Source organism: Dactylosporangium sp. NPDC005555 (assembly GCF_040605635.1).
In the GTDB taxonomy this organism is placed as follows: domain Bacteria; phylum Actinomycetota; class Actinomycetes; order Mycobacteriales; family Micromonosporaceae; genus Dactylosporangium.
Map to the genome: position 1 here is coordinate 40,728 of NZ_JBEXDG010000059.1, position 26,042 is coordinate 66,769.

Sequence of the window (26,042 nt, forward strand, 5' to 3'; positions counted from 1 at the left end):
GGTCAGGCCGGCGCTGGAGCGCAGCGGAGGCGACGGCATGACCGCCGTCATCACGGGGATCGGTGTCGTCGCGCCCAACGGGTTCGGGACCGACGAGTACTGGCGGGCCACCCTCGAAGGCCGCGGCGGCATCGGCCGGATCACCCGGTTCGACCCCGAACGGTATCCGGCCCGCCTGGCCGGCGAGGTCCGTGGGTTCGAACCGCGCCGGCACCTGCCGAGCCGGCTGCTGCCGCAGACCGACCACATGACCCGCCTCGCGCTCGTCGCCGCCGACCTCGCCCTCGCCGATGCCGGCCTCGACCCCGCGGCGCTGCCCGCGTACTCGGCCGGCGTGGTCACCGCCAGCGCCTCCGGCGGCTTCGAGTTCGGCCAGCGGGAGCTTTCGAAGCTTTGGAGCCTGGGCGGCGAGCACGTCAGCGCCTACCAGTCCTTCGCGTGGTTCTATGCGGTGAACACCGGGCAGATCTCGATCCGGCACGGGCTGCGCGGCCCGAGCGGCGTCCTCGTCACCGAACAGGCCGGCGGCCTCGACGCGCTCGCCCAGGCGCGGCGGCACATCCGCAAAGGCATCCCGGTCGTGCTGTCCGGCGGCGTCGACAGCGCCCTGTGCCCGTGGGGCTGGATCGCGCAGGTCGCCAACGGGCGGGTCGCCACCGGTGAGGACCCCGCGACCGCGTACCGGCCGTTCCACCGCGACGCCGCCGGCTACGTGCCCGGCGAGGGCGGCGCGATCCTCGTCGTCGAGGACCCGGCGGCGGCGGCCGCCCGCGGTGCTGTGCCGGTCGCGGTCGTCGCCGGCTACGCCGCGACGTTCGACCCGCCGCAGGGTGCCGACCGGCCCGGCACGCTGCGCAGGGCGATCGACGTCGCGCTGGCCGACGCCGGTACCGACGCCGCCGACATCGACGTGGTCTTCGCCGACGCCGCCGGGGTGCCCGCCCTGGACCGCGCCGAGGCGGACGCGCTCACCGCCGTGTTCGGCGCACGCGGGGTCCCGGTGACCGCGCCGAAGACGATGACCGGCCGGCTCGCCTCCGGCGGCGCCGCGCTCGACGTGGCCACTGCGGCCCTGGCGCTGCGCGACGGCGTCGTCCCGCCGACCGTCAACGTCGGCACCCCGGGCGGCGGCCTGAATCCGGACCTGGACCTGGTCACCGAGGCCCGGCCGGCCCGCCTGCGCGCGGCCCTGGTCCTCGCCCGCGGCTACGGCGGCTTCAACGCGGCCGTCGTCCTGCACCGCCCGACCGCAGCCCACCGACCCGTATCGCAACGACAGGGAGCAGCAGCATGAGCAGCAACGAACTGACCGTGGACGGGGTCCGTCAGCTTCTGCGCGAGGTGGCCGGTGAGGACGAGACCGGCAGCCTCGACGGCGACATCGGTGCGGTGCCGTTCGAGGACCTCGGCTACGACTCCCTCGCGCTGCTGGAGCTCGCCGGCCGGGTCGAGCGCGACTACCGGGTCCGGCTCGCCGACGACACCGTCGTGCAGGCCCGCACCCCTGACGAGTTCGTCGGGCTGGTCAACCAGGCAAGGGCCGGTGCGCGGTGAGTTTCGCCCTCTGCGCCGGCTGCCGGATCCCGCTGTACGAGCCGAGGCTGGCCCGCAATCTGGGCGTGTGCCCCGAGTGCGGGCACCACCACCGGCTGACCGCCCACGAGCGGATCGCCCAGCTCCTCGACCCGGGCAGCGTGCGGCCGCTCGACATGGCCACAGTGGACACCGATCCACTGGAGTTCGACGCCTACGGCGCGAAGGTCGAGCGGGCCCGCGCCGCGACCGGGCTCGCCGAGGCCGTCGTCTGTGTGCGCGGCAGCATCGGCGGTGTCGCCGTCGTCGCGGCCGTCATGGACTTCCGGTTCCTCGGCGGCAGCCTCGGCTCCGCCGTCGGTGAGCTCGTGACCCGCGCCGCGGAGGCCGCGCTCGCGCAGCGCTGCCCGCTGCTGCTCGTCCCGGCGTCCGGCGGGGCGCGGATGCAGGAGGGCGCCGTCGCGCTCATGCAGATGGCGAAGACCAGCCAGGCGATCGGCCAGCTCGACGAGGCAGGCATCCTCACCGTCGCGCTCATCACCGACCCCACGTACGGCGGCGTCGCGGCCTCCTATGCCTCCCTGTGCGACGTGACGATCGCCGAACCCGGCGCCAGGCTCGGGTTCGCCGGGCCGCGGGTCATCGAGCAGACCATCGGGCGGCGGCTGCCCGCCGACTTCCAGACCGCCGAGTTCCTCCTGGAGCACGGCCTCGTCGACGCGGTCCGGCCCAGGGCGGCGCTGCGGGACACGCTCGGCCGGGTCGTCGCCGTCGGCAGCCGTCGCGAGGCGGCTCCGCATCCGGTGCCCGCCGAGGACGTCATCATCCGCGACGCCGACGGTCTGGAGGACCGCGACGCGTGGGAGACGGTGCGCCTCGCCCGCGACATCGGCCGGCCCAGCACCGCCGACTACCTCGACCGTATCTTCACCGACGTCGAGCGGCTGCACGGCGACCGGATCTCCGGCGAGTGCCCGGCCGTCGTCGGCGCCCTCGCCCGGCTCGACGGGATCCCCGTCGTCGTCATCGGCCACCAGAAGGGACACACCGCCAAGGAGCTCGCCCGCAGCCGGTACGGGATGCCGACGCCCGCCGGATACCGCAAGGCGGCCCGGCTGATGCGGCTCGCGGCGAAGCTCGGCCTGCCGGTGATCACCCTCGTCGACACGCCCGGCGCCTACCCGGGACCGGAGGCGGAGGAGCAGGGGCAGGCGGTCGCGATCGCCGAGAACCTGCGGCTCATGGCCGGCCTGCCCGTGCCCGTCGTCACCGTCGTCACCGGCGAGGGCGGCAGCGGCGGGGCGCTCGCCCTGGCCCTCGCGAACCGGGTCCTGGTCCTGGCCAACGGCGTCTACTCCGTCATCAGCCCCGAGGGGTGCGCGGCGATCCTGTGGAACGACCCGGCCCAGGCGCCGCGGGCGGCCCGGTCGCTGCGGCTGCGCGCCGCCGACCTGCTGCGCCTCGGCGTCGTCGACGGGATCGTGCCCGAGCCGCCCGGCGGCGCGGCGACCGACCACGTCGAGGCGGCCCGGCTGCTGCGCGCCGCGCTCGTCGCCGAACTGCGCGCACTGCTGCCCCTCAACGCGCCACGGCTCATCGTCGGCCGGCACGCCCGCTTCCGCCGCTTCGGCGCACCCGTGGACCAGGTGGCGGCATGACGATCGTCGAGGGGTCCGCCGATGTACTGGAAGCGGTCCGCCGGACGGTGCTGCTGCTCGCCACCGACGCGGGCGCCCGCCCGGAACTGCCGCATCCAGGTCGAGCACCCGGTCACCGAGGCGGTCACCGGCCTCGACCTGGTCGCCGAGCAGCTGCGGATCGCCGTGGGGGAGCCGCTCGGCTACACCCAGGCCGACGTCACCGCGCGCGGTGTGGCGATCGAGTGCCGGGTCAACGCCGAGGACCCGGCCCGCGACTTCGCGCCCGCACCCGGCCGCCTGGAGGAGTTCGTCGCGCCCGGCGGCCCGTTCGTGCGGGTCGACACGCACGCCTACCCCGGCTACAGCGTCCCGTCGGCGTACGACTCGCTGCTGGCGAAGCTCATCGTGTGGGCGCCGGACCGCGCCACCGCAATCGCCCGCAGCCGCCGGGCCCTGGCCGACTTCCGGGTCGCCGGGCCGGGTGTGCACACCACCGCCGGCTTCCTGCGCGACGTCCTTGCCGACGCGTCGTTCCGCGCCGGCACCCACGACACCGGGCTCGTCGCCCGACTGCAAGCCTTGAAGGAGGAGCAATGACCGAAACACCCCGGCACGCGCTGGTCACCGGGGCCACCAGCGGGATCGGCCTGGCCGTCGCCCGCACGCTCGCCGGCGCCGGCCTGGCCGTCTACCTGTGCGCCAGGGACGCCGACGCCGTCGCCCTGACCGTGAAGGAGCTGCGCGACGAGGGCCTGGAGGTCGACGGGCAGGCCGCCGACGTCCGCGACACCGGCCAGATCCGCACCCTGGTCGCCGGCGCCGTGCAACGCTTCGGCCCGCTCGACGTGCTCGTCAACAACGCCGGCCGCAGCGGCGGCGGGGTCACCTCGACCATCGGCGACGAGCTGTGGGACGACGTCATCGCCACCAACCTCACCGCCGTGTTCCACGTGACCCGGGAGGTGCTCACCGGCGGCGGCCTCGACGGGCGTCCCGGCGGGCGGATCATCAACATCGCCTCGACCGGTGGGAAGCAGGGCGTGGTGCTCGGCGCGCCGTACTCCGCGTCCAAGCACGGCGTCATCGGCTTCACCAAGGCCCTCGGCCTGGAGCTGGCCCGCACCGGCGTCACCGTCAACGCGGTCTGCCCCGGCTACGTCGAAACCCCGATGGCGCAACGGGTCCGGGCCGGCTACGCCGCCGCGTGGCAGACCACCGAGGACGACGTACTCGACCGCTTCCAGGCGAAGATCCCGCTCGGCCGGTACTCCACGCCCGAGGAGGTCGCCGCGCTCGTCGGCTACCTCGTCACGCCCGCCGCCGCCCCCATCACCGCCCAGGCACTGAATGTCTGCGGCGGGCTCGGCAACTACTAGGATTCGAGGACTGACGATGGCTTCGCAGGAAGCGGTACACGAGATCACCGTCGCCGCGCCGCCCGACCGGGTCTACGCGCTGCTCGCCGACGCCGCCGGGTGGCCGGCGCTCTTCCCGCCGACCGTGCACGCCGTGGTTTCCGCCGTCGCGCCGCATCGTGAGCGGCTGCAGCTGTGGGCGACCGCGAACGGCGCGGTGAAGGCGTGGACGTCGCTGCGCACCCTGGACCCGCAGACCCGCAGGATCACGTTCCGGCAGGAGGTGTCGACGCCGCCGGTCGCCGGGATGGGCGGCGAATGGCACGTCTCGGAGACCGCCGTCGGGCACAGCAGGGTGCGGCTCACCCACACGTACAGTGCGATCGGCGACGACCCGGCGGGGCTGGCCTGGATCGAGGAGGCGATCGAACGCAACAGCGGCGCCGAGCTCGCCGCGCTGCGCGCCGGGGCCGAACGCACCGACCCCGACCTCGACTTCACCTTCGAGGATGCCGTGGAGTTCGCCGGTACCGCCGCGGACGCGCACGCCTTCATCTGGGCCGCGCGGGAGTGGCCGTCGCGGCTGCCGCACGTGGTCGGCGTCGAGCTGTCCGAGGAGCCCGCCGGGGTGCAGCGTCTCAAGATGGAAACCCTCGCCAAGGACGGGTCCAGCCACACCACCGAGTCGATCCGGGTCGGCCTGCCGGACCTGCGCATCGTGTACAAGCAGACCCAGCCGCCCGCGCTGTTGAGTGTCCACACGGGACGGTGGACCTTCGAGGAGCGCGACGGCGTCGTGAAGGCCACGTCCCAGCACCGGGTCGTGCTGCGCCCCGAGGCCGTCGAGCGGGTCCTCGGCGCCGGGAAGACGGTCGCCGACGCGCGGACCTTCGTGCGCGAGGCCCTCGGCGCCAACAGCCTCGCGACCCTTCGCCACGTCGGCGGGGTGGTCGCGTGACGACCGCCGTCGACACCGGGCTCTACCAGCGGGTTCAGCAGTTCTACGCGGTGCAGATGCGGCTGCTCGACGAGGGCCGGGCGCAGGAGTGGGCGGCGACGTTCACCGAGGACGGCGAGTTCGGCCAGGACCGCCGCCCCGAGCCGCGCCGGGGCCGGGCCGAGATCGGCGGCCGCCTGCGCAAGGCAGCGGACGCGCTCGCCGCCCGCGGCGTGGTCCGCCGGCACTGGCTCGGCATGCTCGCCGTCGACCCGCGGCCCGATGGCACGGTGGTGACGCGGTACTACGCGCTCGTCATCGAGACGCCCGCGGGCGGCCCGTCGGCGCTGCACCTGAGCACCGCCGTCGACGACGTCCTCGTCCCGTCCGGCGACGCGTTCCTGGTCCGCCGCCGGTACGTCGTCCACGACGGCTGGACCCCGTGACGCTGGAGTCCTTCTACGTGCGGCAGCTGCACCTGCTGGACGCCGGTGAGGTGGACGCGTGGGCGGCCACCTTCACCGGCGACGCGGTCTTCACCCAGGTGGCCCCGTCCGGGCGGACGTTCGCGGGCGGGGCACCGGCGCAGCGCCGCGGCCGGGCCGCGATCGCCGGGGCGCTGCGGGCCGCCGTGGCGAAGCGCGCCGGTTCCGCCGTCGTCCGCCGGTACTGGCTGGGCATGCTCACCGCCGACCCGGTGCCGGAAAGGCTGCGGACCCGGTTCGCCGCGTTCAACGTCGAGACCCCGCTCGGCGGCCGGCCCGTCATCCACAACAGCACCACCGGCGAGGACCTGCTCGTGCCCGCGCCGGACGGTGGCTGGCTCGTCGCGACCCGCCGCATCACCCACGACGCGGCCTGAGCCCGGCCGGCATCGGCCGCACGGGCAGGGGGTGGACCGCCGAACGTCGGCTCAACCGAAAGGCATCGAACGGCTACGCTGAGCGGAGTCTTCGAAAGGGATCTCCGTGTCATGAGCGACGGCCGGGTCGTCGTCCGCGGGCGTATGGCCGGGGCCGGGTTCTGCGTCACCGATCGGATCGTGGCGACCGCCGCGCACGTGGTGCGGGGCCGGACGGCGCAGGACGTCGCGTTCGAGACCGCGGCCGGTCACGCGGTCGCGGTCGAACGCATCGACGTCGACGCGACGATCGACGTGGCGATGATGTGGCTGGTCTCGTCGCTCCCCGTGGTCGCCCCGCTCGCCGAGGTGCTGCCCAGCAGCGAGTGGTGCGTGACCGCCCGGCCGCGCGGCAACGACCCGCGGCTGACCGGCACCGTGACCGCCGTGGACCACCTCATCGACAACAGCGGCGGGCACGAGATGTCGGTGCTGCAGCTGCACGTGCGGGAGGACGCCGGCCAGTACGGCGGCTACTCCGGCAGCGCGGTCACCGTCGACGGCGCGGTCGTCGGAATCCTCGTCGAACAGGTGCCGGAGCGGGGCGCCGGCAACGGTGGGCCGCCACGGTCGGCGAACGTGCTGTACGCGGTGCCGATCGCGCACGCGGTGCGGAGGTTCCGGCTCGCCGTGCCGGTCCACTCCGCGACCGCCGGACCGCCCGCGGCGCGGCAACTGCTCGATCCCGCGCACTTCGACCTCGACGAGGTCAAGTCGGGGATCCTCGCGGCGAAAGCCGCCGCTTCCCAGCGCCGGGTGCTGGCGTTCGCGATGGGCACCGCCGACCCCGTCGTCGTGCACCGCTTGTGCGACTGGCTGCCGCCGTACCTCGGCGAGCTGGAACGCAAGGAGTGGATCAACCTCGACCCGGTCAGCGCGGCCGTCGACGCGGCGGTCAAGTCCGCGTGCCGCTACGAGGCGACGCTGCGCCGGGTCGGGGTCGTGTGCCCGGTGCGGGTCGACGGCGCGCCGGCGATGCACGTCGCCCGGTTCCACGAGCAGGTGCTCGCGGCGTATCCGCGCCCCGAGCACTGGCTGGTGCTGCTGTACGCCGGCGAGGTGCCGCACCCGACCGGCGTGGTGCCGCTGCCGCCCCCTCGGTTCGTGCCCGCGGACATCGCCGCATGGGCCAGGGACGTGTGCGCGTCACGGCGGTGGCCGGCGCGGCTCGCCGCGGTGTGGACCGACCGGCTGCTCGACGAGGCCAGCGACGGGACCGAGCTGAGCGTCCGTTTCACGTACGAGGCGCTGCAGGACGCGATCCGCCTGCTGCGCCAGGATCCGGCGGCGTTGCGCCGCGACCTCGAGGAGGAGTCCGAACGATGAGCCGCCGCCACCTGGACACGTCGCTGCGCTTCGACCGGCACGCCGACCTGCCGGCGACCCGCATCATCGAACGGGCCGGAGTCGTGCCGCCGGACGCCGCGCCGCCGCTGACGGTCGAGGTGCGGCGGGAGCCGTACGTGGCGTCGGCGGACCTGCAGGACGCCGTGAACCTGGCGATCACCCTCGGCCGGCCGCTGCTCCTGCAGGGCGACCCGGGCTCCGGCAAGACCCGCCTCGCGCACGCCGTCGCCTACGCGCTCGGGCTGCCGCTGGAGGCCGCGTACGTGAAGTCGACGAGCCGCGGCACGGACCTGCTCTACACGTACGACGCGGTCCGCCGCCTGTACGACGCGCAGCTGAGTCAACCGTCCCCGCCGGGCGGCTACGTCACCCTGGCGCCGCTCGGACTGGCGGTCGCCCGCGCGATGCGGGGCCGCCGGTCCGTCGTGCTCATCGACGAGATCGACAAGGCGGACCTCGACTTCCCCAACGACCTGCTGCGCGAGCTCGACCAGCTCGCCTTCGACGTGCCCGAGGTGCCGGGACTGCACTTCGAGGTGCCGCCGGAGCGCCCCGACCTGCGCCCGGTCATCATCGTCACCAACAACGAGGAGAAGGCGCTGCCCGGGGCGTTCCTGCGGCGCTGCATCTTCCATTACGTCGAATTCCCTCGCACGGCCGGCGAACTGGACGAGATCCTGGCGCTGCACGGCGTCGCCGACGCGAGCCTGCGCGCCGAGAGCATCCGCGTGCTGCGCGAGCTGCACCAGCTCGACCTGGCCAGGAAGCCGGGGCTGAGCGAGCTGCTGGACTGGGTCGGCTACCTGCACCTGGAAGGCACCACGGCGCGGGAGGTGGCGGACCTGCCACACCGCGGCGCGCTGTTCAAGCAACGCGGCGACCAGGTGAGGGCCGCCGACTGGCTGGCGCGACGGTGATTCCGGCCTTCGTCCACGACCTGCTGTCCGCGCTGCGGCGGCGCGGGCTGGCGATCGGCGTCGACGACTGCGACGCGCTGCGGGACGCGCTCGCGGCGGGCATCGGCTGGGCGTCGCAGGACAGCCTGCGCGAGCTGTGTGTGGCGTTGTGGGCCACGTCGCGGGACGAGGCCACCGTGATCCGGGCCGTGTTCGCCGGCGTCGGCGCGCCGACGTGGGAGGTCCCGCTCGCGCCGGCCGTCCCCACGCCCGTGCCGGCTGCCGTGCCGGCGCCCGCCGCGCTTCCTCGCGAGGCAGGCGTCCCGGGTGAGCCCGGCGAGTTGCGGCTGGAGCCGCTGCCCGGCCCGGCCGCGCCGGCGCCTCCCGGCGGTGGTGGCCTACCGCCGTTGCCGCTGCTGACCGGCCGGGACCCGACGCTGGTGCTGCTGCCGCAGTTCCCGGTCACCGAGCGACAGGTCGCGCAGACCTGGCGGCGGCTGCGCCGGGCCCGCCGCGAAGGCCCCGCGACCGAGCTCGACGCGGATGCGACGCTCGCCCGGTACGCCGCGACCGGGCTGGCGGCCCCGCCGGTGCTGGTGCCGCCGCGCCGCAACACGGCGAGCCTGGTGCTGCTGCTGGACCGGGGTGGCTCGATGGCGCCGTTCCACGACTACGTCGACCACATAGTCGCGGCGATCCGCCGGGCAGGCCGCCTCGACTCGCTGCTCGTCGGGTACTTCCACGACACGGCCGGCGACGCCGGGGCGGCGGGACTGCTGGCCGAGCTGCCCGACCCGTTCGACGCTTCCGTCGACGCCGTCCTCGACCGGGTCGCGCCGCTGCACGACGGCCGCCTCTACAGCGACGCGGACCTCACCGTCCCGCTGCCGTACGCCGAGTTCCTCGAGGCGATGACCCCGCGGACCGCCGTCGCCGTCGTCAGCGACGCGGGCGCGGTCCGGGGCGCGCTCAGCCCGGCCCGGATCCTCGACACGGTCGCGCTGCTGAAGACCCTGACGCGCCGGGCCGCGACGGTCGCGTGGCTCAACCCCGCCCAGCGGCACCGGTGGGGCGGCACCACCGCCGAGCAGGTCGCCCGGCACGTACCGATGGCGCCGCTGACGGCCGCCGGCATGCACCAGACCGTTGACGTGCTCCGCGGCCACCCGCCCGTCGTGGAGCGTCCGCTGTGAGGGCGTGGCGCGGCTCGCCGCCAGCCGCGCGCAGGCTCGTCGCCGCGTACGGAAGCCTGCCCCGGGAGGTGATCGACCTCGCCTGCCACGCCGCGGTGCCGGTCGCGGTCGACGTCGGGCTGCTGCACCTCATCCGGGTCAACTTCCTGCTCGACCCGCCGGCCGCGGTGCCGTTCGAGGCGGAGGCCGACCTGCTGCTGTCGCCCCTCGTCCGGGAGCTCGGCGACGGCCTGTACGACATCGACCCGACGCTCCGTCCGCTGCTGCTGACGGGTCTGTCCCGCCGGTTCGGCCCGGCCCGTCCGCAGCAGGTCGCGGCGCTGCTGGAGCAGTACACGGTGCGCGCGTCGGCCTGGCAGGACCGCCCGGAGCTGCTGCACGCGCAGCGGCTCACCGCCGTCGCCGTCATCGACCCGCCGCAGGCCGCTCGGTGGCTCGCCCGTGCCGAGGCCTCGATCGCCGCCGGGACGGCGCTGCTGGCGAGGGAGTGGCTCGTCGCCGTCCGCCGCAGTGTCGGCGACCACGCACCCGCGGACCGCGCGGCCGACGACGACGTGCACGACGCGCTCGATGCCCTGCGGTCCGGCGCCGGTGACGCCCGCACCGCGGCCGTGCACCGCCTCGGTGAGCTCGCGTTGATCCCCGGTGCCGACGTCGAGGCGATCGCCGGCGCCTTGGCCGAGCACGTCGGCGAGGACTCGCCGACCGGCGGGACCGCCCGCGCCGTCCTCGACACGATCACCGGCCTCGGCGCTGTCCTCGGCGTTACCGACGGGCCTTCCTCGGAGCTGGGCCGCACCGCCCGGCAGCACCTGCTCGGCACCTGGCGGGCCGTGGCCGAGGCATCGTTCCGCGACGGTACGTGGCGGTGGAGTCCGGGGGAGGAGCGCAGCTCGATCAGCGACGCCCAGCAGCTGCTCTGCCTCCTGCTACCGGCCGAGGAGATCCCCGACCTGGCACTCGGCCGGCCCAGCGCGACCTCCAGCGAGGCCGAAGACGCGCTCGTCGCCCTCGGTGACTCCGTCGAGACCGCGAAGCTACTCATGAGGGTGCTCCGGGATTACCTGCTGGCGTACCGGTCCGAGGACGACACACCCCTGTTCACGGGTCGGCAGGGCACCCTTGATCTGAGCGAGGCATTCGCCATCTCGGCCCGTCTCGCGGTTGCCGCGATCGGCTTCGTCCGGGTGTTCTACGGTCAGCTGACCCGCCCGGATCTGAAGATGGAGTGCGAGCAGGTCGAGCGCCTCGCCGCTGATCGGCTCAGCGCCGCGCTCGTCGGCCTGCTCCGGAGCTTCACCGTGCACACGTTCACCATCGACTCCGAACCCGGACACCGCATGCGTCAGCGGCACGGTCCTGAGATCGTGAGGGTGCTGCAGCGCGGCGTCGAGCGCTTCGACGAGCTGACGATCGGTTCCGGCAACACATCAGGGGACGATCTCAGGCGCCCTGACATGCTGTATTCGTGCGGCTGGTCCTGGGGAGTGGTGCGGGACGCGCCGCCGATCGAAACCAACGGCTACGTCGGCGGTCAGCGACAAGGCAGGGCAACGCTGTGGCCCGATCTGTGGTGCACGATGCTCGCGATGACCACGATCGAGGCGTTGACGAGCGAGCGCCTGCTCGACGACGAACAACTGCGAATGCTCCGGTCGCTGCGGCTCCGGTACGAACTGACCGCCACGTATTGGACGACGGTCGGCACCCGCGATGGCGCCGTCGATCCGGAGCACGACCGGCTCGCTGTCATCGCGATCACGAAACGTGACGGCGACGTCGGCCTGGGGATCGCGGCCCTGCGCGAGGTCACCGAGCAGGGCGACCGGGCCGTGTCCTACACCGTCGAAGGCGAGCTCGACGAGGACCCGCCCTTGTGGGTGACCGCCGACAGCACACCCCGGCTGCTGTTGGAGCTCGACCGGCTGGCCGGCCTGACCACGGACCGCCACCAGCTCGACCTGCTCGCCGGACTCCGCGCCGCCGTCCTTGCCGAGCTCCTGCGCGGCCGGCGGGCGGAACCGGACGGCACCGCGGGCCTGTGGCCCGAGTGGGCGACGACGTTCGCCGCCGTCGAGGTGTTCACGCGGCGGCTGTGATCAGACCGGCAGGGCCTTCTTGCCCAAGCCCTTGATCGAGGCACGGACCTTCTTGCCCGGGTAGAACAGGGCGACGCAGCGCTGGGTGCGGTCGCCGGTGTCCCACTGCGCCTTGTCGAAGCCGTCCCAGCCGATGCCGATGTCGCTGCGGGAGTCCAGCTGGGCGTCGGTGAGGCCCATGAACTTCGCCACCACGGGCCAGCAGCGCTCGCTCGTCCACTTCCTCAGCTGTTCCTCGTCGGGAAGGGCGCCGCCGACGCCCACGCCGACCTGGACGGTGCCGACGAACTCGGCCTCGTGCGGCTGTGCGCAGTCGATCGCGGTCATCGCGTTGAGGTTGCTCCACCAGCCGTCGGAGCCCTTGTCGCCGTTGACGTCGAGGCAGCGGATCGCCTTCGGCGCGGCGCCGGCCAGCGAGTCCTTGAGCGACCCGGTGGTCATCGAGATCCGGCCGTAGAGGTCGCTGAGCCCGTTGACCGTGCACAGATAGGAGCGCAGGCCGCCCTCCCACGATCCCCGTGCCGGCATCCGCACCTCGATGCCGAGCAGGCCGGTGTGCCAGTCGGCGCCGACGTACGCGTCGACGGCGGTGCTGCACGTCTTGTACGCGGCCTGGAGCGCCTCGCGGCCCGCCTCGGTGTCCGCCTCCGGCGCGACGGGCCGCTGCGCGGCGCTGCCTTCGACGGTGCCGACCAGGACCACCTCGAACGTGTGCTCGCGGTCGCACGGGACGGCGCCGCCACGCACCGACAGCGGGTTGAACGTCGTCGTCGCCGCGGTGCCGTCCAGGCAGGTGCCCACCGCCGGCAGGTCGAACACCGGTGCCGCGAGCGGCCGCCAGTCGTCGACCAGGTCGCCGTCGGTGTCGGTGGGGCGCAGGGTGCAGCCGGAAACCGCGAGCAGCACCCCGGTGAGCACGGTGGCGAGCACGGCGGTGGTCGCCACCCGGGCGGTCGATGTCATACCGGCAGTCCCTTCGCGCCGAGGCCGCGCATCGAGGCGCGGACCTGCTTGCCGGGGCGGACCAGGGCGAAGCAGCGCAGGTGCCGGTCGCCGGCGTCCCACTGGAACGTGTCCATGATGTCCCAGGACATGGCGATGTCGTCGCGTCGGTTGAGCGCGGCCTCGGTGAGGCCGACGAACTTCGCCACGACCGTCCAGCAGCGGTCGCCGGCCCACTTGTCCAGCAGTGCCACGGCGGGCAGTTTGCCGCCGGCGCCGGCATCGATCCGCGTGGTCCCGGCGAACTCGCCCTCGTGCGGGGTGGCGCAGTCGGCCGGTCGCAGCGCGTCGAGCCGGTCCCACCAGCCGTCCGCCCCCGCGGTGCCGGTGAGCTTGAAGCAGCGCATGGCGTGCGGCGCGGCGCCGGCGAGCGCTCCCCTCAGGGTGCCGGTGGTGTACTGCGTCTCACCGTAGGCGTCGCTGAGCGAGAGCACCGAGCAGACGTAGGAGCGCAGTCCGCCCTGCCACGCCCGGACGTTGGGCTGCCGCACGTCGATGGTGAGCATGCCGGTGTGCCAGTCGGCGCCGACGTATTCGGTGACCGCCTTGCCGCAGGCCGTGTACGCCGCCTGGAACGCTTCGCTGCCGGGGGCCGGCGGCTGGGACGCCTGCGCGGCGTTGCCCTCGACGGTGCCGATCAGCACCACCTCGAGGGTGTGGGACCGGTCGCAGCTGATCGGCGTGGCCACGGTGTAGCCCGGGTCGAACGGCCCCTGCGGCGTGGCGGTCAAGCATGCGCCGGCGGCGGGCAGTTCGACCTTCGGCGCCGCGAGCGGCCGCCAGTCGTCGACCAGGTCGGCGTCGGTGCCGGCGGGTCGCAGGGCGCACCCGGACACCGCGAGCAGCAGCCCGGCGAGCGCGGCTGCCATCGCCGTGCGAACAGGCGTCGTCATGGCGCTGTGTCCCCCCGTGAGACCCACCAGACAGTGGAGGAGATGACTGTCTGTGCCCCGGCGCCGCCAAGTCAACGGCCGACCGGGTGGATCCTGCTGGCTAGGCGGAGCAGGGCAGCGGGCCGCCCAGCCAGCGCTCCATCTCGGTGAACACCGGGGCGGACGGCAGGTAGGTGCCGGGCGGTGCGCCGGTCCGCTCGGCGTAGGCGCGGTGCAGGTTGGCGACGAGGCGCTCCGGCTCGCCCCACCCGGCGTGGTCGCCGAGGTCGGTCTCCAGGGCCGCTTCCAGCGGGGTCAGCCCGGCGGCGAGGCCACGGCCGGCGAGGTCGTCGAGCCAGCGCAGGTACGCCGTGGTCGCGTGGAGGGCCTCGGGGCCGGCGACCGGGCCGTGCCCGCCGACGACCACCGCGGGCTCCAGTGCGGCGAGGGCGGCGACGGCGTGCAGGCTGCCGTGCACGGAGCCCATCAGGACGAACGGGGTGTGTCCCGGCATGACCACGTCGCCGGTGAACAGGACCCGTTGCGCGGGCAGCCACGCCACGACGTCGCCGGTGGTGTGTGCCGGGCCGGGATGCCACAGCCGCACCTCGGTCCGTCCGATGTGGATGGTGAGCCGGTCGGTGAACGTGAGCTCCGGCAGCACGAGGGGTTGTCCGCCCCAGTCGACGCCGGGCCAGACCTGGCGTAGCGCGGTGCCCCGGGCGGCCATGTCGTGGCGGGTGGTGGTGTGGGCGACGACCGTGGCGGGCGGGGCGAAGACGGCGTTGCCGAGGGTGTGGTCGCCGTGGTGGTGGGTGTTGACGACGACGCCCGGCGGCGTCGGGGTGAGCCGCCGGACCGCGTCGCGCAGTGCCAGGGCCCGGGACTCGGTGGCGGCGGTGTCGACGAGCAGCGCGGCGCCGCCGTCGTGGACGACCCCGGCGTTGTTGACGCACCAGCCGCCGTCTGCCTGCACGTACGCGTGAACACCGTCCGCGACCTCACGCAGGCTCACGACGGTCCGGTGCCGGCGGACACGACCTCGCAGACGTGCGGGTCGCCGGTCGAGACGGTGGAGACGCGCAGCGCGGTGCGGAAGGCCTCCTGCGACGTCGCGGTGCGGAAGGCGGCGAGGTCGCGCCACTCGGCGATGTTGACGTAGACGCCCGGGTCGGTGGTGGAGCGCACGAGCTGGTAGCGGACCAGGCCCGGCTGGGCGCGGAAGAACGTGGCGACGTCGGCGTAGATCCGTTCGAGGTCCTCGGCCGGGCCGGTGAGCCGCAACGTGTTGACGAACACGACGGTGGTCATGCCCCGAGGTTGGACCGCCCCGCTCCAGGTGTCCTGGAGCCGCGCTGTACCCGCGCTTGCCCTACTAGACCCGTAGGTCTAACGTAATAGACTCGTAAGTCCAAAACTGGAACACAGGGAGTGATCATGGCAAGCACCGAGGCTCCAACGGGGGAGACCGGGCGCCGGGGACCCGACTGGGCCGTGCTGTCGCTGCTCTGCCTCGGGCAGGTGATGGTGGTGCTGGACGTGTCGATCGTCAACGTGGCGCTGCCCGCCATCCGGGCCGACCTCGGCTTCAGCGACTCCGGCCTGCAATGGGTCGTCAACGCCTACACGCTGACCTTCGCCGGCTTCCTGCTGCTCGGCGGCCGGGCCGCCGACCTCTTCGGCCGGCGCCGCATGTTCATCACCGGCCTGGTCCTCTTCACCGCCGCGAGCCTCGTCGGCGGCCTCGCCCAGGACGAGCTCACCCTCATCGTCGCCCGCGGCGCGCAGGGCCTCGGCGGGGCCATCCTGTCCCCGGCCACCCTCACCCTGCTCACCACCACCTTCGTGGAGGCGCCGAAGCGGGCCAGGGCGATGGCCGCCTGGAGCGCCGTCTCCGGCGGCGGCGCCGCGATCGGATCCCTGCTCGGCGGCGTGCTCACCGATCTCATCAACTGGCGCTGGATCCTCTTCGTCAACATCCCGATCGGCCTGGCCGCGGTCGTCGCCGCGCTGCGCGTGCTGCCCCTGGGCCGCCCCGAGCCGGCCGCCGGTCCACGCCGTCTCGACCTGCTCGGATCGCTGCTGGTCACGGTCGGTCTTGTCGCCGTCGTGTACGGCACCGTCAACAGCCAGGCGCACGGCTGGGCAGACCCGGTCACCTACGGTCCGCTCGCCGCCGGCGTGGTGCTGCTCGCGTGGTTCGTCCTGCACGAGGCGAAGGTCGCCCAGGCGCCGGTCGTGCCGCTGCGCCTGTTCGCCGCACGCGGCATCACCGTGGCCAACCTCGTCATGTTCTGGCTCGGCTGCGCCGTCATCGCGCACTTCTTCTTCCTGTCGCTGTACATGCAGAACGTCCTGGCCTACGACGCCCTCGCCGCGGGGCTCGCCTTCCTGCCGGGCGCGATCGCGATGACCGCCGGTGCCTACGCGGGCCCGGTCCTGCTCAAGCGCGTCGGCGTCCGGCCGCTGCTCATCGGCGGGCCGCTGCTGTCCGGCGCCGGCCTCGCCTGGCTGTCGGTGATCCCGGTCCGCGGCTCCTACGCCGCCGACCTGCTCGTGCCGATGATCCTGGTGACCCTCGGCGCCGGCATCGCGATGACGCCCCTGGCCATCACCGCCACGTCGGGCATCCCCCGGCACGAGGCGGGCCTCGCCTCCGGCGTCATCAACACCACCCGGCAGGTCGGCGGCTCGCTCGGCCTCGCGGTCCTCGCCACGATCGGCGCCACCCGCGCGCAGCACCTGCTCGACGCGGGCACCGCGCAGGCCGACGCGGTCGTCTCCGGCTACCGCCTCGCGTTTCTGGTCGGGGCGGCGTTCGCGGTGGTCGGCGCGCTCACGTCGATCGCGGCCCCCGGCCCGGCCCCGGCACCCGCCACGGCCCCGGAGGCAACCCCGGCGTCTGCCGCCACCCCCGCCGAACCGGCCCCGGCCAAGTCCGCGTCCTGACACAACAACCCGGCCGCTCGGCCGGACCGGCTGCTGTCCGCGGCCGGTCCGGCTCGGCACCGCGCGGACGATTGCGGTGCGGCTCAACCCCGTAGAGCTCAGCTCTACTCGGCATCTCTCAGCTCCACCAGCGGCGCGGTCGTGCGGCGCGGTCGTGCGGCGCGGTGCCGGCCGGCGGAGAACCGGCCGGCACCGCGGTGTCCATCGAGCACGGCTAACGGAAGGAGTCGACGTGGTCCTCGGCCCACTGGCGGAAGCTGCGCGGCGCGCGGCCGGTCACGTCCCGGACGGTGGGCAGGACCCGCGCCCGGAACGGGCCCGCCGCGGCGCGTGCGGACAGCACCGCGTCGACCACCGACGCGGGCACCCGCCGCGCCATCGCGGCCCGCGCCTCGTCCAGGCTCAGCTCCTCGAAGCGCACCGGCCTGTCCAGCACCTCGCCGAGGACCGCGACCTGCTCGGCGGGGCTGATCGCGGCCGGCCCGCTCAGCGGCAGCACCGCGCCGTCATGGCCGCCGGCGAGCGCCGCGACCACCACCGCGGCGATGTCCCGCGGATCCACAATGGACGCCCGCAGGTCCCCGAAGGGCGCTCGGACCACCCCGGCGTCCCGCACCGACACCGCCCACTCCAACGCGTTGGACATGAAGCCGCCCGGTCGCACGATCGTCCACGGTGGACCGGCGTCGCGCACCGCGCGTTCCCCGTCGGCGTGCCAGCGGCCCAGGACGCAGTCGGGGTCCTCCTCCGCGGCGAGCGACGACAGCGCGACGAGCCGCGTCACGCCGGCCTTCGCGGCCGCCTGCGCGAGGTTGGCGTCGTGCTCGGCCTTGCGCGGCCCGACGGACAGCAGGAACACCCGGTCCACACCGTCCAGTGCGGCCGGCAGACCGCCGGGGTCGCCCAGGTCACCGGCGACGAGCTCGACACCGCCCGGCAGCAGGGCCGCCGCCCGTGCCGGGTCACGGGTCAGCGCGCGCACCGGCTCGCCCGCGTCGAGCAGCTGCCGCAGGACCGCGCGTCCGACGGTGCCGGTGGCACCGGTCAACAGGATCGTCATACGTCCGTGTGTAGCCGCCGCCGCTCCAGTCTCGGTGGAGTGGAGGCGGGCTCCACGGCCGCTCCAGCGAACGCTTCTAGCGTCGGGCAGCAGCGTCCGACGACACCTGGGAGCACACCGTGGAGCTGAACCCCGCCCGCATCCTCGACATCGCGTCGGGTGCCCGCCGCGCCCGGCTGCTGTTCGCGGCCGCCGACGTCGGCGTCTTCGGCGCCCTTGCCGAGGCGCCGGCGACCACCGAGGAGCTCCGCGCGCGGCTCGGGCTGCACCCGGTCGGCGCCGGCGACCTCCTTGCCGGCCTGGAGGCGCTCGAACTCATCGAACGCCGGGACGGCCGCTACCACAACAGTCCCACCGCCGACCGCTACCTCATTCCCGGCCGGCCCGAGTTCCTCGGCGGGTTCCTGGACTTCCTCGACCACACCCTGCACCCCGCCTGGGACGGGCTCGCCGGCAGCCTTCGTACCGGCGAACCCGCGAACATCCAGGCGGGCGGCGGCGACCCGTATGCGCCGGTCCACGCCGACCCCGCGTCGCGGACCGCGTTCTTCGACGCGATGGACGTGCTGAACGCGCCGATCGGGGCGGCCCTCGCCGACCTGGACTGGAGCGGCTTCGAGCACGTCGTCGACGTCGGCGGCGCCCGCGGCAACATCGCCGCCCACCTCGTCAAGGCGCACCCGCACCTGCGGGTCACCGTGTTCGACCTGCCCGACGTGCGACCGGCGTTCGAGGGGCACGTCGGCGGGCTCGGGCTCGCCGACCGGGTCACGTTCGCCGGCGGGGACTTCTTCACCGACCCGCTGCCGGCCGCCGACGCCGTGCTCTTCGGCCACGTCCTGCACAACTGGCCGGTGGAGCGCCGCCGGTTCCTGGCGCAGGCCGCGTTCCGCGCGGTCCGGCCCGGCGGTGCCGCGTTCGTCTACGACCCGATGCTCGACCCCGACCGGCCGCAGCTGCCCAACGTTCTCGCCAGCCTCAACATGCTGGTCTGGTCCGCCGGCGGCGCCGAGTACACGTTCGCCGACGCCGCGACCTGGTTCGCCGACGCAGGGTTCGGCGCCGTCGAGCACACGCCGCTGGTCGCCACGACGAGTCTGCTCACGGCGCGGAAGGAGTGACCGGTGGCCGTCCGCGTCGTCCGTGACCCCGACGTCACCCGCAAGGCGCTCACCGGGTGGCTCGCCGACCGGTTCGGCGCACCGGATCTCCGGCTCGGGCCGTTGACCGTGCCGCCGTCCACCGGATTCTCCGCGGAGAACCTCGTCGCCGACGCCGGCTGGACCGGACCCGACGGCCCGGTCCGGCGGCGGCTCGTCGTGCGGATCGCGCCCATCACGTACCAGCTGCAGCCCAGGCCGCGGTTCTGGCAGCAGTACCACATCCAGCGCATCCTCGGCGAGCGCACCGACGTTCCGGTGGCACCCACACACGGTTTCGAGCCCGACCCGGGCCTCCTGGGCGCGCCGTTCTGCGTGCTGGGCCACGTCGCCGGGGAGGTGCCCGCGGACCTCCCCTCGTATCATCGCGAAGGCTGGCTGCACGACGCGCCCGCACCGATGCGGACGGCGGTGTGGCAGCACGCCGTCGACGTCCTCGCCCGCGTCCACGCCGTCGAACCCGTCTTCGACCTGGGGCCGTCCGACCCGGCGTCCCAGGTGGACGAGCTCGCCGGAGACCTCGACTTCTACGGCTGCGCAACGGATCCGCACGTCCGAGCCGGGATCGGCGTGCTGCGGGCGACCGTACCGGCGCAGACCGGGCCGCCGGTCCTGCTGTGGGGCGACGCCCGGCTCGGCAACATCGTCTTCAACGGCTCGGCGGTCGCCGCCGTCCTCGACTGGGAGATGGCCGGGCACGGCGCGCCGGAGGCCGACCTGGCCTGGTTCCTGCACCTGGACCGGCACCTCAGCGAAGGCATCGGCGCCGACCGCCTGCCGGGGCTGCCGGACCGCGCCGCGACCGTCGCCCGCTGGGCCCGCCGGACCGGCCGGGTCCCGCACGGACTGGACTTCCACCGGGTGTTCGCCGCCGTCAGGTTCGCGGCCGTCACCGCCAGGGTCACCGCCCTGCTGACCGGGCACCGCCTGGTCCCCGCCGACTTTCCTCTGCACCGCAACGCGACGCGCCTGCTCGCGACCACACTCAAGGAGGTCGGCACATGAAACTGTCCATCCTGGACCAGTCCCCGATCGGGACGGGCCAGTCCCCGGCCCAGGCCCTGCGCAACACGGTCGAGCTCGCCGAGCTCGCCGACCAGCTCGGCTACACCCGCTACTGGGTCGCCGAGCACCACGCGATGCACTCCCACGGCGGCAGCGCGCCCGAGGTGCTCGTCGCCGCGATCGCCGCCCGAACCGGGCGGATCCGGGTCGGCTCCGGCGGGGTGCTGCTGAGCCACTACAGCCCCTTCAAGGTCGCCGAGGTCTTCCGGACGCTCGAAGCCCTGTACCCGGGCCGCATCGACCTCGGCATCGGACGGTCGGCCGGGTCCAGCCCGATCGAGTCCTACGCGCTGCGCGGGACCCGCGGCACCGCCCAGGCCGTCTCCTCCGGTGACGACTTCGACGACAAGCTCGTCGAGCTGCTCGCGTTCCTCGACGGGAGTTTCCCGGCCGGGCACCCGTTCCACGACGTCGTCGTCACCCCGACCGGCGCCGGCCGGCCCGACGTGTGGCTGCTCGGGTCGAGCCCGCGCAGCGGCGCCGTCGCCGCCCAGCTCGGCCTGCCCTACGCCTACGCCCACTTCATCAACCCCGCCCCGACCCGCGCCGTCTTCGCCGACCACCGGGCCCGCACCGGCGGCACCGGCACCGCGATCCTCGGCATCGGCGTGTACTGCGCCGACACCGAAGCCGAGGCCGAGCGCGTCTACGCCACCCAGCGGGCCTTCCGCCGCCGCCTCACCCGAAACGACGTCCGCCCGGTGCCGAGCCCCGAGCAGTCGCTGCTGGAGCTCGCCGACGGCGACGACCCGCTCGGCGCCGAACGCTTCGAGTTCCCGCGCTACGTCTACGGCACCCCGTCACGGGTCCGCGACCAGATCCTGGCCATCACCGAGGCGACCGGTGCCGAGGAGGTCATCGCGCTCGCCACCATCTACGACCACGCCGACCGGCTGCGCTCCTACGAACTGCTGGCGCAGGCGTTCGCGCTGCAACCCGTCGCCGCTGTGTGAAAGGACTCCGATGCGCTTCGGTATCAACCTGTTCCCGACCGTCGGCCCCGACGACAAGGACGCGGCCTCGTACTTCGACGACGCGCTCGCGCTCGTCGAGCTCGCGGAGTCGCTGGACTACCACCATGTGAAGACGGTCGAGCACTACTTCTTCGCGTACGGCGGCTACAGCCCCGACCCGGTCACGTTCCTGGCCGCCGCGGCCGCCCGCACCTCCAGGATCCGGCTGATCACCGGCGCGGTCATCCCGGCGTTCACCCACCCGGTGAAGCTCGCCGGCAAGCTCGCCATGCTCGACAACATCTCCCACGGCCGGCTCGACGTCGGCTTCGGCCGCGCGTTCCTGCCCGACGAGTTCGCCGCGTTCGGCATCCCCCTCGACGAGAGCCGCCCCCGCTTCGACGAGGGCGTCGAGGCCGTCCGTCGACTGTGGACGGAGACCGGCGTGGTGTTCGACGGGCAGTTCCACACGTTCGGTCCCGTCACGCTGCTGCCGTTGCCGTATCAGCGTCCCCACCCGCAGATCCTCGTCGCCACCGCGATCACCCCGTCGTCCGCCGAGTCGGCCGGGCGCAACGGGTACGGGCTGCTGCTCGTACCGTCGATCAACAAGCGGGAGAAGGTGCAGGAGATGATCGCCGGCTACCGGGAAGCCCGGTCGTCGGCGGGGCTCGACCCTGCCGGAGGCGACGTCCACCTCAGCTACAACTGCTACCTGTCCGAGGACCCTTCGGAGGCGTACGACAACGGCCGCCGCTACTCCGAATGGACCAATGCCCGCCTGCTGGAGGCGGTGTCGGCGTGGTCCGCGACCCGCAGCTCCGGTTATGAGGGCTACGAGAACATCGTGCAGAAGGTGTCGTCGGCCGACTTCGACAGCTCGCTGCGCGACAACAAGGCCCTCGTCGGCACCCCCGCCGAGGTCGTCGACCGCCTCACCACGATCCGCGACTGGTTCGGCGACGTCACGATCAGCCTGCAGATCGTCTCGGGCAACATGCCGCTGTCCGAGTCGCAGCGCTCCGTCCGCCTCTTCGGCGAGCAGGTCCTGTCGAAGTTCAGCTGACCGGGTCGCAGGCCGTCAGTGCGCTCATGACGGCCTGCGGCAGGGCCGGGTTGGCGGCGGCGGCCTCGGCGACGTCGTCGTCCGGGTCATCGAGCAGGGTGAGCAGCGTCGCGGGGTCCAGGGCCGGGTGCCGGGCGGCGATCGGGCGGGCCCGGTCGTCGGCCAGGCACGCGGCGAGGGCCGCCGCGGTCGCGCCGGGGTGGCGGGCGGTCTCGCGGAGGGCGAGCTTCGTCGGCGGCCGCAGGGTGGCGATGCGGAGCAGGAGGTCTGCGGGGCAGGCGGGGTTGCGGGCGAGCATGCCGGCGACCCGGGTGCCGTGCGCGGTGAGCATGGCACGCATCCGCGCTTCGGAGACCTCGGGGTCGGGTGCGATCGCTCTCAGTACTTTGGCGTCGGCGTCACCGGCGAGCGCGTCGACGAGGTCGGCGGGCAGGCCGGGGTGGTGGGCGGCCAGCATCCGGACGGCCGGGTCCGTGGACCGGGCGAGCGACCGCAGCTCGTCCGGGGTGGCGGCGGCGACCCGCGGCAGCAGCGTGGGGCCGGTGCGGGCGGTCGCGGCGAGGGCGGTGAGGACGTCGAGCGGCACGGCCGGGTTGTGCAGGAGACGCCGTTGCACGTCGTGCGTCCGGTCGGTGGCCATGCGCCGCAGCACCGCCTCGTCGACGGCCGGGTTCCCGGCGACCGCGCCGCGCACGCCCGGGATCGGGTCGGTCGCCAGCCGGGCGTACTCCTCCTGCGGCAGGCCGGGCCGCGCGGCGACCGCAGACCGGATCCACAACGCCGGGCTGTGGGAGAGCGGGATCAGGGCCGGCACGGGAGTGGCCGGGTTCTCCGCCGCCGCGCCCTGGATGCCGGTCAGCGCGTCCGCGTGGTCGCCGTCGCAGTGCCAGCGGTGCGAGGGCACGTCCGAGCCGTCGCAGCCGGGGCAGGCCAGCGGCGGCTCACCGCCTGCGGACGCCAGGCGGGCCAGCACGTCGGCGGGGGTGGCCCCGTTCGCGGCGAGCGCGTGCCGGACCCGGGTGTGCGGGTGCCGGGCCAGCCGGTCGGCCAGCGCAGCGGTCATCTGCGGCGACAGGGACGCCTCCGCCACGACCGAGACGTCCGGGTCATCCGCGAGCAGCGCCAGCACCTCGGCGGGGGTGTGGGCGGCGTACGCGAGCAGCTCACGGATCCGCCGGTCTGGTGACTGCGCCAGCGCATGCGCCCACTGCGGCGGCGCCCCGGTGGCGTCGAACAGCGCGACGGCCACCCGCTCGTCGCGTCCGTCGACCATGTCCGCGCGCAGTAGTCCTCTGTGGACCATGCATACCGCGGCGTCGGTGCTGCGCGCGGCGAGGGAGCGGACCTGCGCGGGCGACAGGTCGTCGCGCCAGGCGAGGCAGCGGCACACCTCCTCGTCGCCGCCGGCGATGAGCGCGTCGACCAGCGGCGCCGGCAGGGCCGGGTTGGCCGCCAGCCCTTCCAGATGCGGGGACCAGCGCATCCGCCCAGTGTCGCGCCCGCACCGCGGCGGGCGCGACACAATTGCGACTCCTCAGGCGAGGAACCCGGCGACGGCGGCGGTGAAGGCGGCCGGCTCGTCGACCCACGGGTAGTGCCCGGCGCCCGGGATCGTCTCGTGCCGGGCGTGGGGGAGACCGGCCGCGACGACGTCGCCGATGCGCACGCCGGTCAGGGCGTCCCGGTCGCCGGTCAGCACCAGCACCGGTGCGGGCAGGGTGGCGAGGTCGTCGAGCCAGCCGTTGTCCGTCCCGGCCCAGAACCCCGACCACGCCTCCAGTGCGAACTGCGCGCGCTGCGTCGCGGCGTGCGCCTGCTGGCGGTCGTCCCAGCGGCCGTACGCGGCCGGCGTGTAGCGGTCCAGGACGTCGAAGACCCTGGACGGTGCGGCGTCCGGCGGCAGGCTCAGCAGCTCGCCCGCGGCGGCGCCGACCTCCGTGTGCCAGGGCGCATCCGTTCGGGTGCCAAGGATGTCGCCCACGTCGTCGCCGCCTTTGCCGTACAGCTGCGGACTCGGCGAGACGAGCACGAGGCGGGCGATCCGGGCCGGGTGCGCGGCGGCATAGGCGCTCGCGACGACCGACCCGGCGGAGTGGCCGAGCAGGTCGAGGGATTCGAGTCCCAGGTGCGATCGCAGCGCCTCCACGTCGCGGGCGAGGACCGGGTACGCGTAGGTGGCCGGGTCGGCGGGACGGGCGGACGCGCCGGTGCCGCGGGCGTCGTAGCGGATGAGGGTCCGGGACGCGGACAGGCCGCCGAGGTCCTCGAGATACCCGGCGGCCCGCGGCCCGCCCGGCACCAGGACCAGCGGCGGCCCGTCGCCGATCGACCCGTAGTGCAGGACCGTGCCGTCGAAGCTGGTGAAGGTAGCCATGCCAGCGACGCTACGAACGGCCGGTCCACCCCCGATGGGGTCTCGCTACAGCGTCAGCACCACCTTGCCGTTCACCTGTCGATCGCGCAACGCCTGCCACGCCGGGCCGGACGAGGCGAACGGCGCGGTGAGCGCGACCTGCGGGTCGAGCCGGCCCTGCGCCACGAGCCCGGCGAGCGTGACGAGGTCCCGGCCGACCGGCTGCCGTCGCGTCTCCTGGAACAGGTACAGGGAGCGCAGCGACACCCCCGGCCGCAGCCGCCCCCAGTCCAGCGGCAGCCGCAGCGGCTCGCGGGTCGTGTTGCCGAAGCTGACCACGACACCGTCTGCGGCGACGGCCTGGAACGCCAGCTCCAATGTGGACCCGCCGACGCTGTCGAGCAGGACGTCGACGGGTTCGGCGAGGTCGTCGCCGTACTGGCCGACCACCGAGGCGCCGAGCTTCTCCAGACCGTCGCCGCGGCCCGCACCGCCGACCTGCGCGAGGACCCGTGCGCCGGCGGCGGCGGCGAGCTGCACCACGACCCGGCCGACACCGCCGCCGGCGCCGGTCACCAGGACCGTACGGCCGAGCAGCCAGCCGGCGTGCCGCAGCGCGTACAGGGCGGTGAGGCCCGCGACCGGCAGCGCCGCGCCCGCCGTGTCGGGGACCGTGTCCGGCAGGACCGCGAGGTGCCCGGTGGGGACCGCGACCCGCTCCGCGAACCCGTCCCGGCCCGCGAGCCCGAGGACCCGCGTGCCGCCGGCCGGGCCGGAGCCGTCGGCGGCGGCCCGCTCGACGACCCCGGCGACGTCCCAGCCGAGCCGCGACCCGGCCGGCACCGCCGCGGCGACGGTCAGCTCGCCTCGGTTGAGCCCGGCCGCCGACACGGCGACGACGGCCTCCCCGGGCGCCGGGTCAGGCTCGACGACCTCGGCGAAGGCCACGACCGGGTCGGCACCGCCGGTTGTGACGAGTGCCCGCACCGCTCAGCCCGCGGGCTCGACGTCACGGTTGGCGAACGCGTCGACGTCGAACCCACCGGGCGTCGACAGCGGCAGCACCTCCAGGCGCAGGTGCGAGGAGAGCGGGTTGCCGTAGAGCACGTCGGTGAGCTCCTCGTGCGAGGCGACGTCGTAGACGTTGAGCCCGCCGGACTGCCCGACGACGATCCAGCTGTGCTTGATGACGCCCTTGTCGATCAGGCCCTGGATGTACCCGAAGCCCTCCGGCAGCCGGTGCCGGAACTCGTCCGAGCTGATCCCGATCGGGTTCTGGTGCGTGAAGACGGCGAACAGTGCCATGCTGGCCTCCAGACCGTTGCCCCGCACCGCTTGCGGGGTCACGGACCAGCCTGTTCGCCTGCGATGCAGTGAGCCTGGAGCACTCCTGGAGCTGTTCGGGAGCGGGCCGGTGACGCAGGGTGCCCGCAGCGGTAGGGTGCGGCGGATGGGATACGAGACCTGGTTCACCGGCCGGATCACGGTCACGCCGCCGCTCAACCCGGCCGAGATCGGCTACCTGACGAGGTTCTCGCTCACCCGCCGGATCCACCGGTCGAAGGGCCGTTTCCACTGAGTGCTGTTTGGCGCTCATGTGGTTGTCCTGTCTTGCGACGGGACGGTCCCGGTCTTGCCCGCAGGGTGTGCTGCGGTGCCGG

The 26,042-nt window shown here is 74.2% G+C and carries 26 protein-coding genes and 1 pseudogene; 18 read left to right on the forward strand and 9 right to left on the reverse strand.

Features of this window, described 5'->3' with window-relative positions; translation table 11 throughout:
- Positions 1-37: 37 nt before the first annotated feature.
- From ABZS58_RS41205 to ABZS58_RS41260, 12 genes and pseudogenes are all read left to right on the forward strand, one after another.
- Complete coding sequence (locus ABZS58_RS41205) at positions 38-1,294, forward strand: ketosynthase chain-length factor (protein WP_354789242.1); 1,257 nt, start codon at positions 38-40, stop codon at positions 1,292-1,294.
- A complete protein-coding gene (locus ABZS58_RS41210; RefSeq protein ID WP_354789244.1) occupies positions 1,291-1,554 on the forward strand; it encodes an acyl carrier protein in 264 nt (87 codons plus the stop codon). The genes ABZS58_RS41205 and ABZS58_RS41210 overlap by 4 nt, the downstream gene beginning before the upstream one ends.
- On the forward strand, positions 1,551-3,191 hold the full coding sequence (gene accA, locus ABZS58_RS41215) for an acetyl-CoA carboxylase carboxyl transferase subunit alpha (protein WP_354789245.1): 1,641 nt from the start codon (positions 1,551-1,553) through the stop codon (positions 3,189-3,191). The genes ABZS58_RS41210 and accA overlap by 4 nt, the downstream gene beginning before the upstream one ends.
- 84 nt (positions 3,192-3,275) lie before the next feature.
- Positions 3,276-3,899, forward strand: a pseudogene (locus tag ABZS58_RS41220) (acetyl-CoA carboxylase biotin carboxylase subunit); the annotation flags it as partial.
- Positions 3,821-4,549, forward strand: a complete 729-nt coding sequence (locus tag ABZS58_RS41225) for an SDR family NAD(P)-dependent oxidoreductase (RefSeq protein ID WP_354789281.1) — start codon at positions 3,821-3,823, stop codon at positions 4,547-4,549. The pseudogene ABZS58_RS41220 and the gene ABZS58_RS41225, both read left to right, overlap by 79 nt.
- A 16-nt stretch (positions 4,550-4,565) precedes the next feature.
- Positions 4,566-5,486, forward strand: coding sequence for an aromatase/cyclase (locus tag ABZS58_RS41230; protein WP_354789247.1), 921 nt, complete (start codon positions 4,566-4,568; stop codon positions 5,484-5,486).
- Positions 5,483-5,911: a nuclear transport factor 2 family protein gene (locus tag ABZS58_RS41235; protein WP_354789248.1), complete on the forward strand. Its 429-nt coding sequence runs from the start codon at positions 5,483-5,485 to the stop codon at positions 5,909-5,911. Before ABZS58_RS41230 ends, ABZS58_RS41235 begins: the two co-directional genes overlap by 4 nt.
- The gene (locus ABZS58_RS41240; protein ID WP_354789249.1) at positions 5,908-6,327 is read left to right on the forward strand and encodes a nuclear transport factor 2 family protein; all 420 of its coding nucleotides are present in this window, start codon (positions 5,908-5,910) and stop codon (positions 6,325-6,327) included. The genes ABZS58_RS41235 and ABZS58_RS41240 overlap by 4 nt, the downstream gene beginning before the upstream one ends.
- A 111-nt stretch (positions 6,328-6,438) precedes the next feature.
- Complete coding sequence (locus ABZS58_RS41245) at positions 6,439-7,692, forward strand: serine protease (protein WP_354789250.1); 1,254 nt, start codon at positions 6,439-6,441, stop codon at positions 7,690-7,692.
- The gene (locus ABZS58_RS41250) at positions 7,689-8,630 is read left to right on the forward strand and encodes a MoxR family ATPase (RefSeq protein ID WP_354789252.1); all 942 of its coding nucleotides are present in this window, start codon (positions 7,689-7,691) and stop codon (positions 8,628-8,630) included. The genes ABZS58_RS41245 and ABZS58_RS41250 overlap by 4 nt, the downstream gene beginning before the upstream one ends.
- The gene (locus ABZS58_RS41255; RefSeq protein ID WP_354789254.1) at positions 8,627-9,802 is read left to right on the forward strand and encodes a VWA domain-containing protein; all 1,176 of its coding nucleotides are present in this window, start codon (positions 8,627-8,629) and stop codon (positions 9,800-9,802) included. The genes ABZS58_RS41250 and ABZS58_RS41255 overlap by 4 nt, the downstream gene beginning before the upstream one ends.
- Entirely contained in the window at positions 9,799-11,901 is a 2,103-nt protein-coding gene (locus ABZS58_RS41260; protein WP_354789255.1) for a hypothetical protein, read from the forward strand. The genes ABZS58_RS41255 and ABZS58_RS41260 overlap by 4 nt, the downstream gene beginning before the upstream one ends.
- Here the strand turns inward: ABZS58_RS41260 and ABZS58_RS41265 are convergent, their stop codons facing one another.
- The 4 genes from ABZS58_RS41265 to ABZS58_RS41280 all read right to left on the reverse strand — a co-directional run bounded on the left by ABZS58_RS41265 (position 11,902) and on the right by ABZS58_RS41280 (position 15,086).
- The gene (locus tag ABZS58_RS41265; RefSeq protein ID WP_354789257.1) at positions 11,902-12,864 is read right to left on the reverse strand and encodes a septum formation family protein; all 963 of its coding nucleotides are present in this window, start codon (positions 12,862-12,864) and stop codon (positions 11,902-11,904) included.
- Positions 12,861-13,796 carry a septum formation family protein gene (locus ABZS58_RS41270; RefSeq protein WP_354789258.1) on the reverse strand — a complete coding sequence of 312 codons (936 nt, stop codon included), beginning with the start codon at positions 13,794-13,796 and terminating at the stop codon, positions 12,861-12,863. The genes ABZS58_RS41265 and ABZS58_RS41270 overlap by 4 nt, the downstream gene beginning before the upstream one ends.
- 100 nt (positions 13,797-13,896) lie before the next feature.
- On the reverse strand, positions 13,897-14,790 hold the full coding sequence (locus ABZS58_RS41275; RefSeq protein ID WP_354789260.1) for an MBL fold metallo-hydrolase: 894 nt from the start codon (positions 14,788-14,790) through the stop codon (positions 13,897-13,899).
- Positions 14,787-15,086 (reverse strand): antibiotic biosynthesis monooxygenase family protein, encoded by a 300-nt coding sequence (locus ABZS58_RS41280; protein ID WP_354789262.1) that lies wholly within the window; start codon positions 15,084-15,086, stop codon positions 14,787-14,789. Before ABZS58_RS41280 ends, ABZS58_RS41275 begins: the two co-directional genes overlap by 4 nt.
- A gap of 126 nt (positions 15,087-15,212) precedes the next feature.
- Between ABZS58_RS41280 and ABZS58_RS41285 the strand changes: the two genes are divergently transcribed.
- Positions 15,213-16,724, forward strand: coding sequence for an MFS transporter (locus ABZS58_RS41285; protein ID WP_354789264.1), 1,512 nt, complete (start codon positions 15,213-15,215; stop codon positions 16,722-16,724).
- Positions 16,725-16,938: 214 nt separating this feature from the next.
- On the opposite strand, the gene ABZS58_RS41290 is transcribed toward ABZS58_RS41285, so the two are convergent.
- Positions 16,939-17,784: an NAD(P)H-binding protein gene (locus ABZS58_RS41290; RefSeq protein ID WP_354789266.1), complete on the reverse strand. Its 846-nt coding sequence runs from the start codon at positions 17,782-17,784 to the stop codon at positions 16,939-16,941.
- Between the two features lie 119 nt (positions 17,785-17,903).
- Here ABZS58_RS41290 and ABZS58_RS41295 point away from each other — a divergent pair, with 119 nt between their 5' ends.
- From ABZS58_RS41295 to ABZS58_RS41310, 4 genes are read left to right on the forward strand one after another with little or no spacing between them, the layout of a single operon-like run.
- A complete protein-coding gene (locus ABZS58_RS41295; RefSeq protein WP_354789267.1) occupies positions 17,904-18,905 on the forward strand; it encodes a methyltransferase in 1,002 nt (333 codons plus the stop codon).
- A 3-nt stretch (positions 18,906-18,908) separates the two neighbouring features.
- Entirely contained in the window at positions 18,909-19,949 is a 1,041-nt protein-coding gene (locus ABZS58_RS41300) for a phosphotransferase family protein (protein ID WP_354789268.1), read from the forward strand.
- Complete coding sequence (locus ABZS58_RS41305; protein ID WP_354789270.1) at positions 19,946-20,962, forward strand: LLM class flavin-dependent oxidoreductase; 1,017 nt, start codon at positions 19,946-19,948, stop codon at positions 20,960-20,962. The genes ABZS58_RS41300 and ABZS58_RS41305 overlap by 4 nt, the downstream gene beginning before the upstream one ends.
- A 10-nt stretch (positions 20,963-20,972) precedes the next feature.
- Positions 20,973-22,028 carry an LLM class flavin-dependent oxidoreductase gene (locus tag ABZS58_RS41310; protein ID WP_354789271.1) on the forward strand — a complete coding sequence of 352 codons (1,056 nt, stop codon included), beginning with the start codon at positions 20,973-20,975 and terminating at the stop codon, positions 22,026-22,028.
- On the opposite strand, the gene ABZS58_RS41315 is transcribed toward ABZS58_RS41310, so the two are convergent.
- The 4 genes from ABZS58_RS41315 to ABZS58_RS41330 are packed head-to-tail and all read right to left on the reverse strand — an operon-like array spanning position 22,021 to position 25,728.
- Entirely contained in the window at positions 22,021-23,511 is a 1,491-nt protein-coding gene (locus ABZS58_RS41315; protein ID WP_354789273.1) for a hypothetical protein, read from the reverse strand. The two genes, ABZS58_RS41310 and ABZS58_RS41315, sit on opposite strands and share 8 nt — an antisense overlap.
- Positions 23,512-23,562: 51 nt before the next feature.
- Positions 23,563-24,402 carry an alpha/beta hydrolase gene (locus ABZS58_RS41320; RefSeq protein WP_354789274.1) on the reverse strand — a complete coding sequence of 280 codons (840 nt, stop codon included), beginning with the start codon at positions 24,400-24,402 and terminating at the stop codon, positions 23,563-23,565.
- Between the two features lie 45 nt (positions 24,403-24,447).
- Complete coding sequence (locus ABZS58_RS41325) at positions 24,448-25,368, reverse strand: zinc-binding dehydrogenase (RefSeq protein WP_354789276.1); 921 nt, start codon at positions 25,366-25,368, stop codon at positions 24,448-24,450.
- Positions 25,369-25,371: 3 nt separating this feature from the next.
- Positions 25,372-25,728 (reverse strand): muconolactone Delta-isomerase family protein, encoded by a 357-nt coding sequence (locus ABZS58_RS41330; protein ID WP_354789278.1) that lies wholly within the window; start codon positions 25,726-25,728, stop codon positions 25,372-25,374.
- Between the two features lie 103 nt (positions 25,729-25,831).
- On the opposite strand from ABZS58_RS41330, the gene ABZS58_RS41335 reads away from it, so the two are divergent.
- Complete coding sequence (locus ABZS58_RS41335; RefSeq protein ID WP_354789279.1) at positions 25,832-25,960, forward strand: hypothetical protein; 129 nt, start codon at positions 25,832-25,834, stop codon at positions 25,958-25,960.
- Positions 25,961-26,042 lie beyond the last annotated feature (82 nt).

Coding starts and splice junctions, on each gene's coding strand:
- ABZS58_RS41205 (WP_354789242.1), top strand. CDS start 38: ATGACCGCCGTCATCACGGGGATCGGTGTCGTCGCGCCCAACGGGTTC.
- ABZS58_RS41210 (WP_354789244.1), top strand. CDS start 1,291: ATGAGCAGCAACGAACTGACCGTGGACGGGGTCCGTCAGCTTCTGCGC.
- ABZS58_RS41230 (WP_354789247.1), top strand. CDS start 4,566: ATGGCTTCGCAGGAAGCGGTACACGAGATCACCGTCGCCGCGCCGCCC.
- ABZS58_RS41245 (WP_354789250.1), top strand. CDS start 6,439: ATGAGCGACGGCCGGGTCGTCGTCCGCGGGCGTATGGCCGGGGCCGGG.
- ABZS58_RS41250 (WP_354789252.1), top strand. CDS start 7,689: ATGAGCCGCCGCCACCTGGACACGTCGCTGCGCTTCGACCGGCACGCC.
- ABZS58_RS41265 (WP_354789257.1), bottom strand. CDS start 12,864: ATGACATCGACCGCCCGGGTGGCGACCACCGCCGTGCTCGCCACCGTG.
- ABZS58_RS41270 (WP_354789258.1), bottom strand. CDS start 13,796: ATGACGACGCCTGTTCGCACGGCGATGGCAGCCGCGCTCGCCGGGCTG.
- ABZS58_RS41280 (WP_354789262.1), bottom strand. CDS start 15,086: ATGACCACCGTCGTGTTCGTCAACACGTTGCGGCTCACCGGCCCGGCC.
- ABZS58_RS41285 (WP_354789264.1), top strand. CDS start 15,213: ATGGCAAGCACCGAGGCTCCAACGGGGGAGACCGGGCGCCGGGGACCC.
- ABZS58_RS41290 (WP_354789266.1), bottom strand. CDS start 17,784: ATGACGATCCTGTTGACCGGTGCCACCGGCACCGTCGGACGCGCGGTC.
- ABZS58_RS41305 (WP_354789270.1), top strand. CDS start 19,946: ATGAAACTGTCCATCCTGGACCAGTCCCCGATCGGGACGGGCCAGTCC.
- ABZS58_RS41310 (WP_354789271.1), top strand. CDS start 20,973: ATGCGCTTCGGTATCAACCTGTTCCCGACCGTCGGCCCCGACGACAAG.
- ABZS58_RS41315 (WP_354789273.1), bottom strand. CDS start 23,511: ATGCGCTGGTCCCCGCATCTGGAAGGGCTGGCGGCCAACCCGGCCCTG.
- ABZS58_RS41320 (WP_354789274.1), bottom strand. CDS start 24,402: ATGGCTACCTTCACCAGCTTCGACGGCACGGTCCTGCACTACGGGTCG.
- ABZS58_RS41335 (WP_354789279.1), top strand. CDS start 25,832: ATGGGATACGAGACCTGGTTCACCGGCCGGATCACGGTCACGCCGCCG.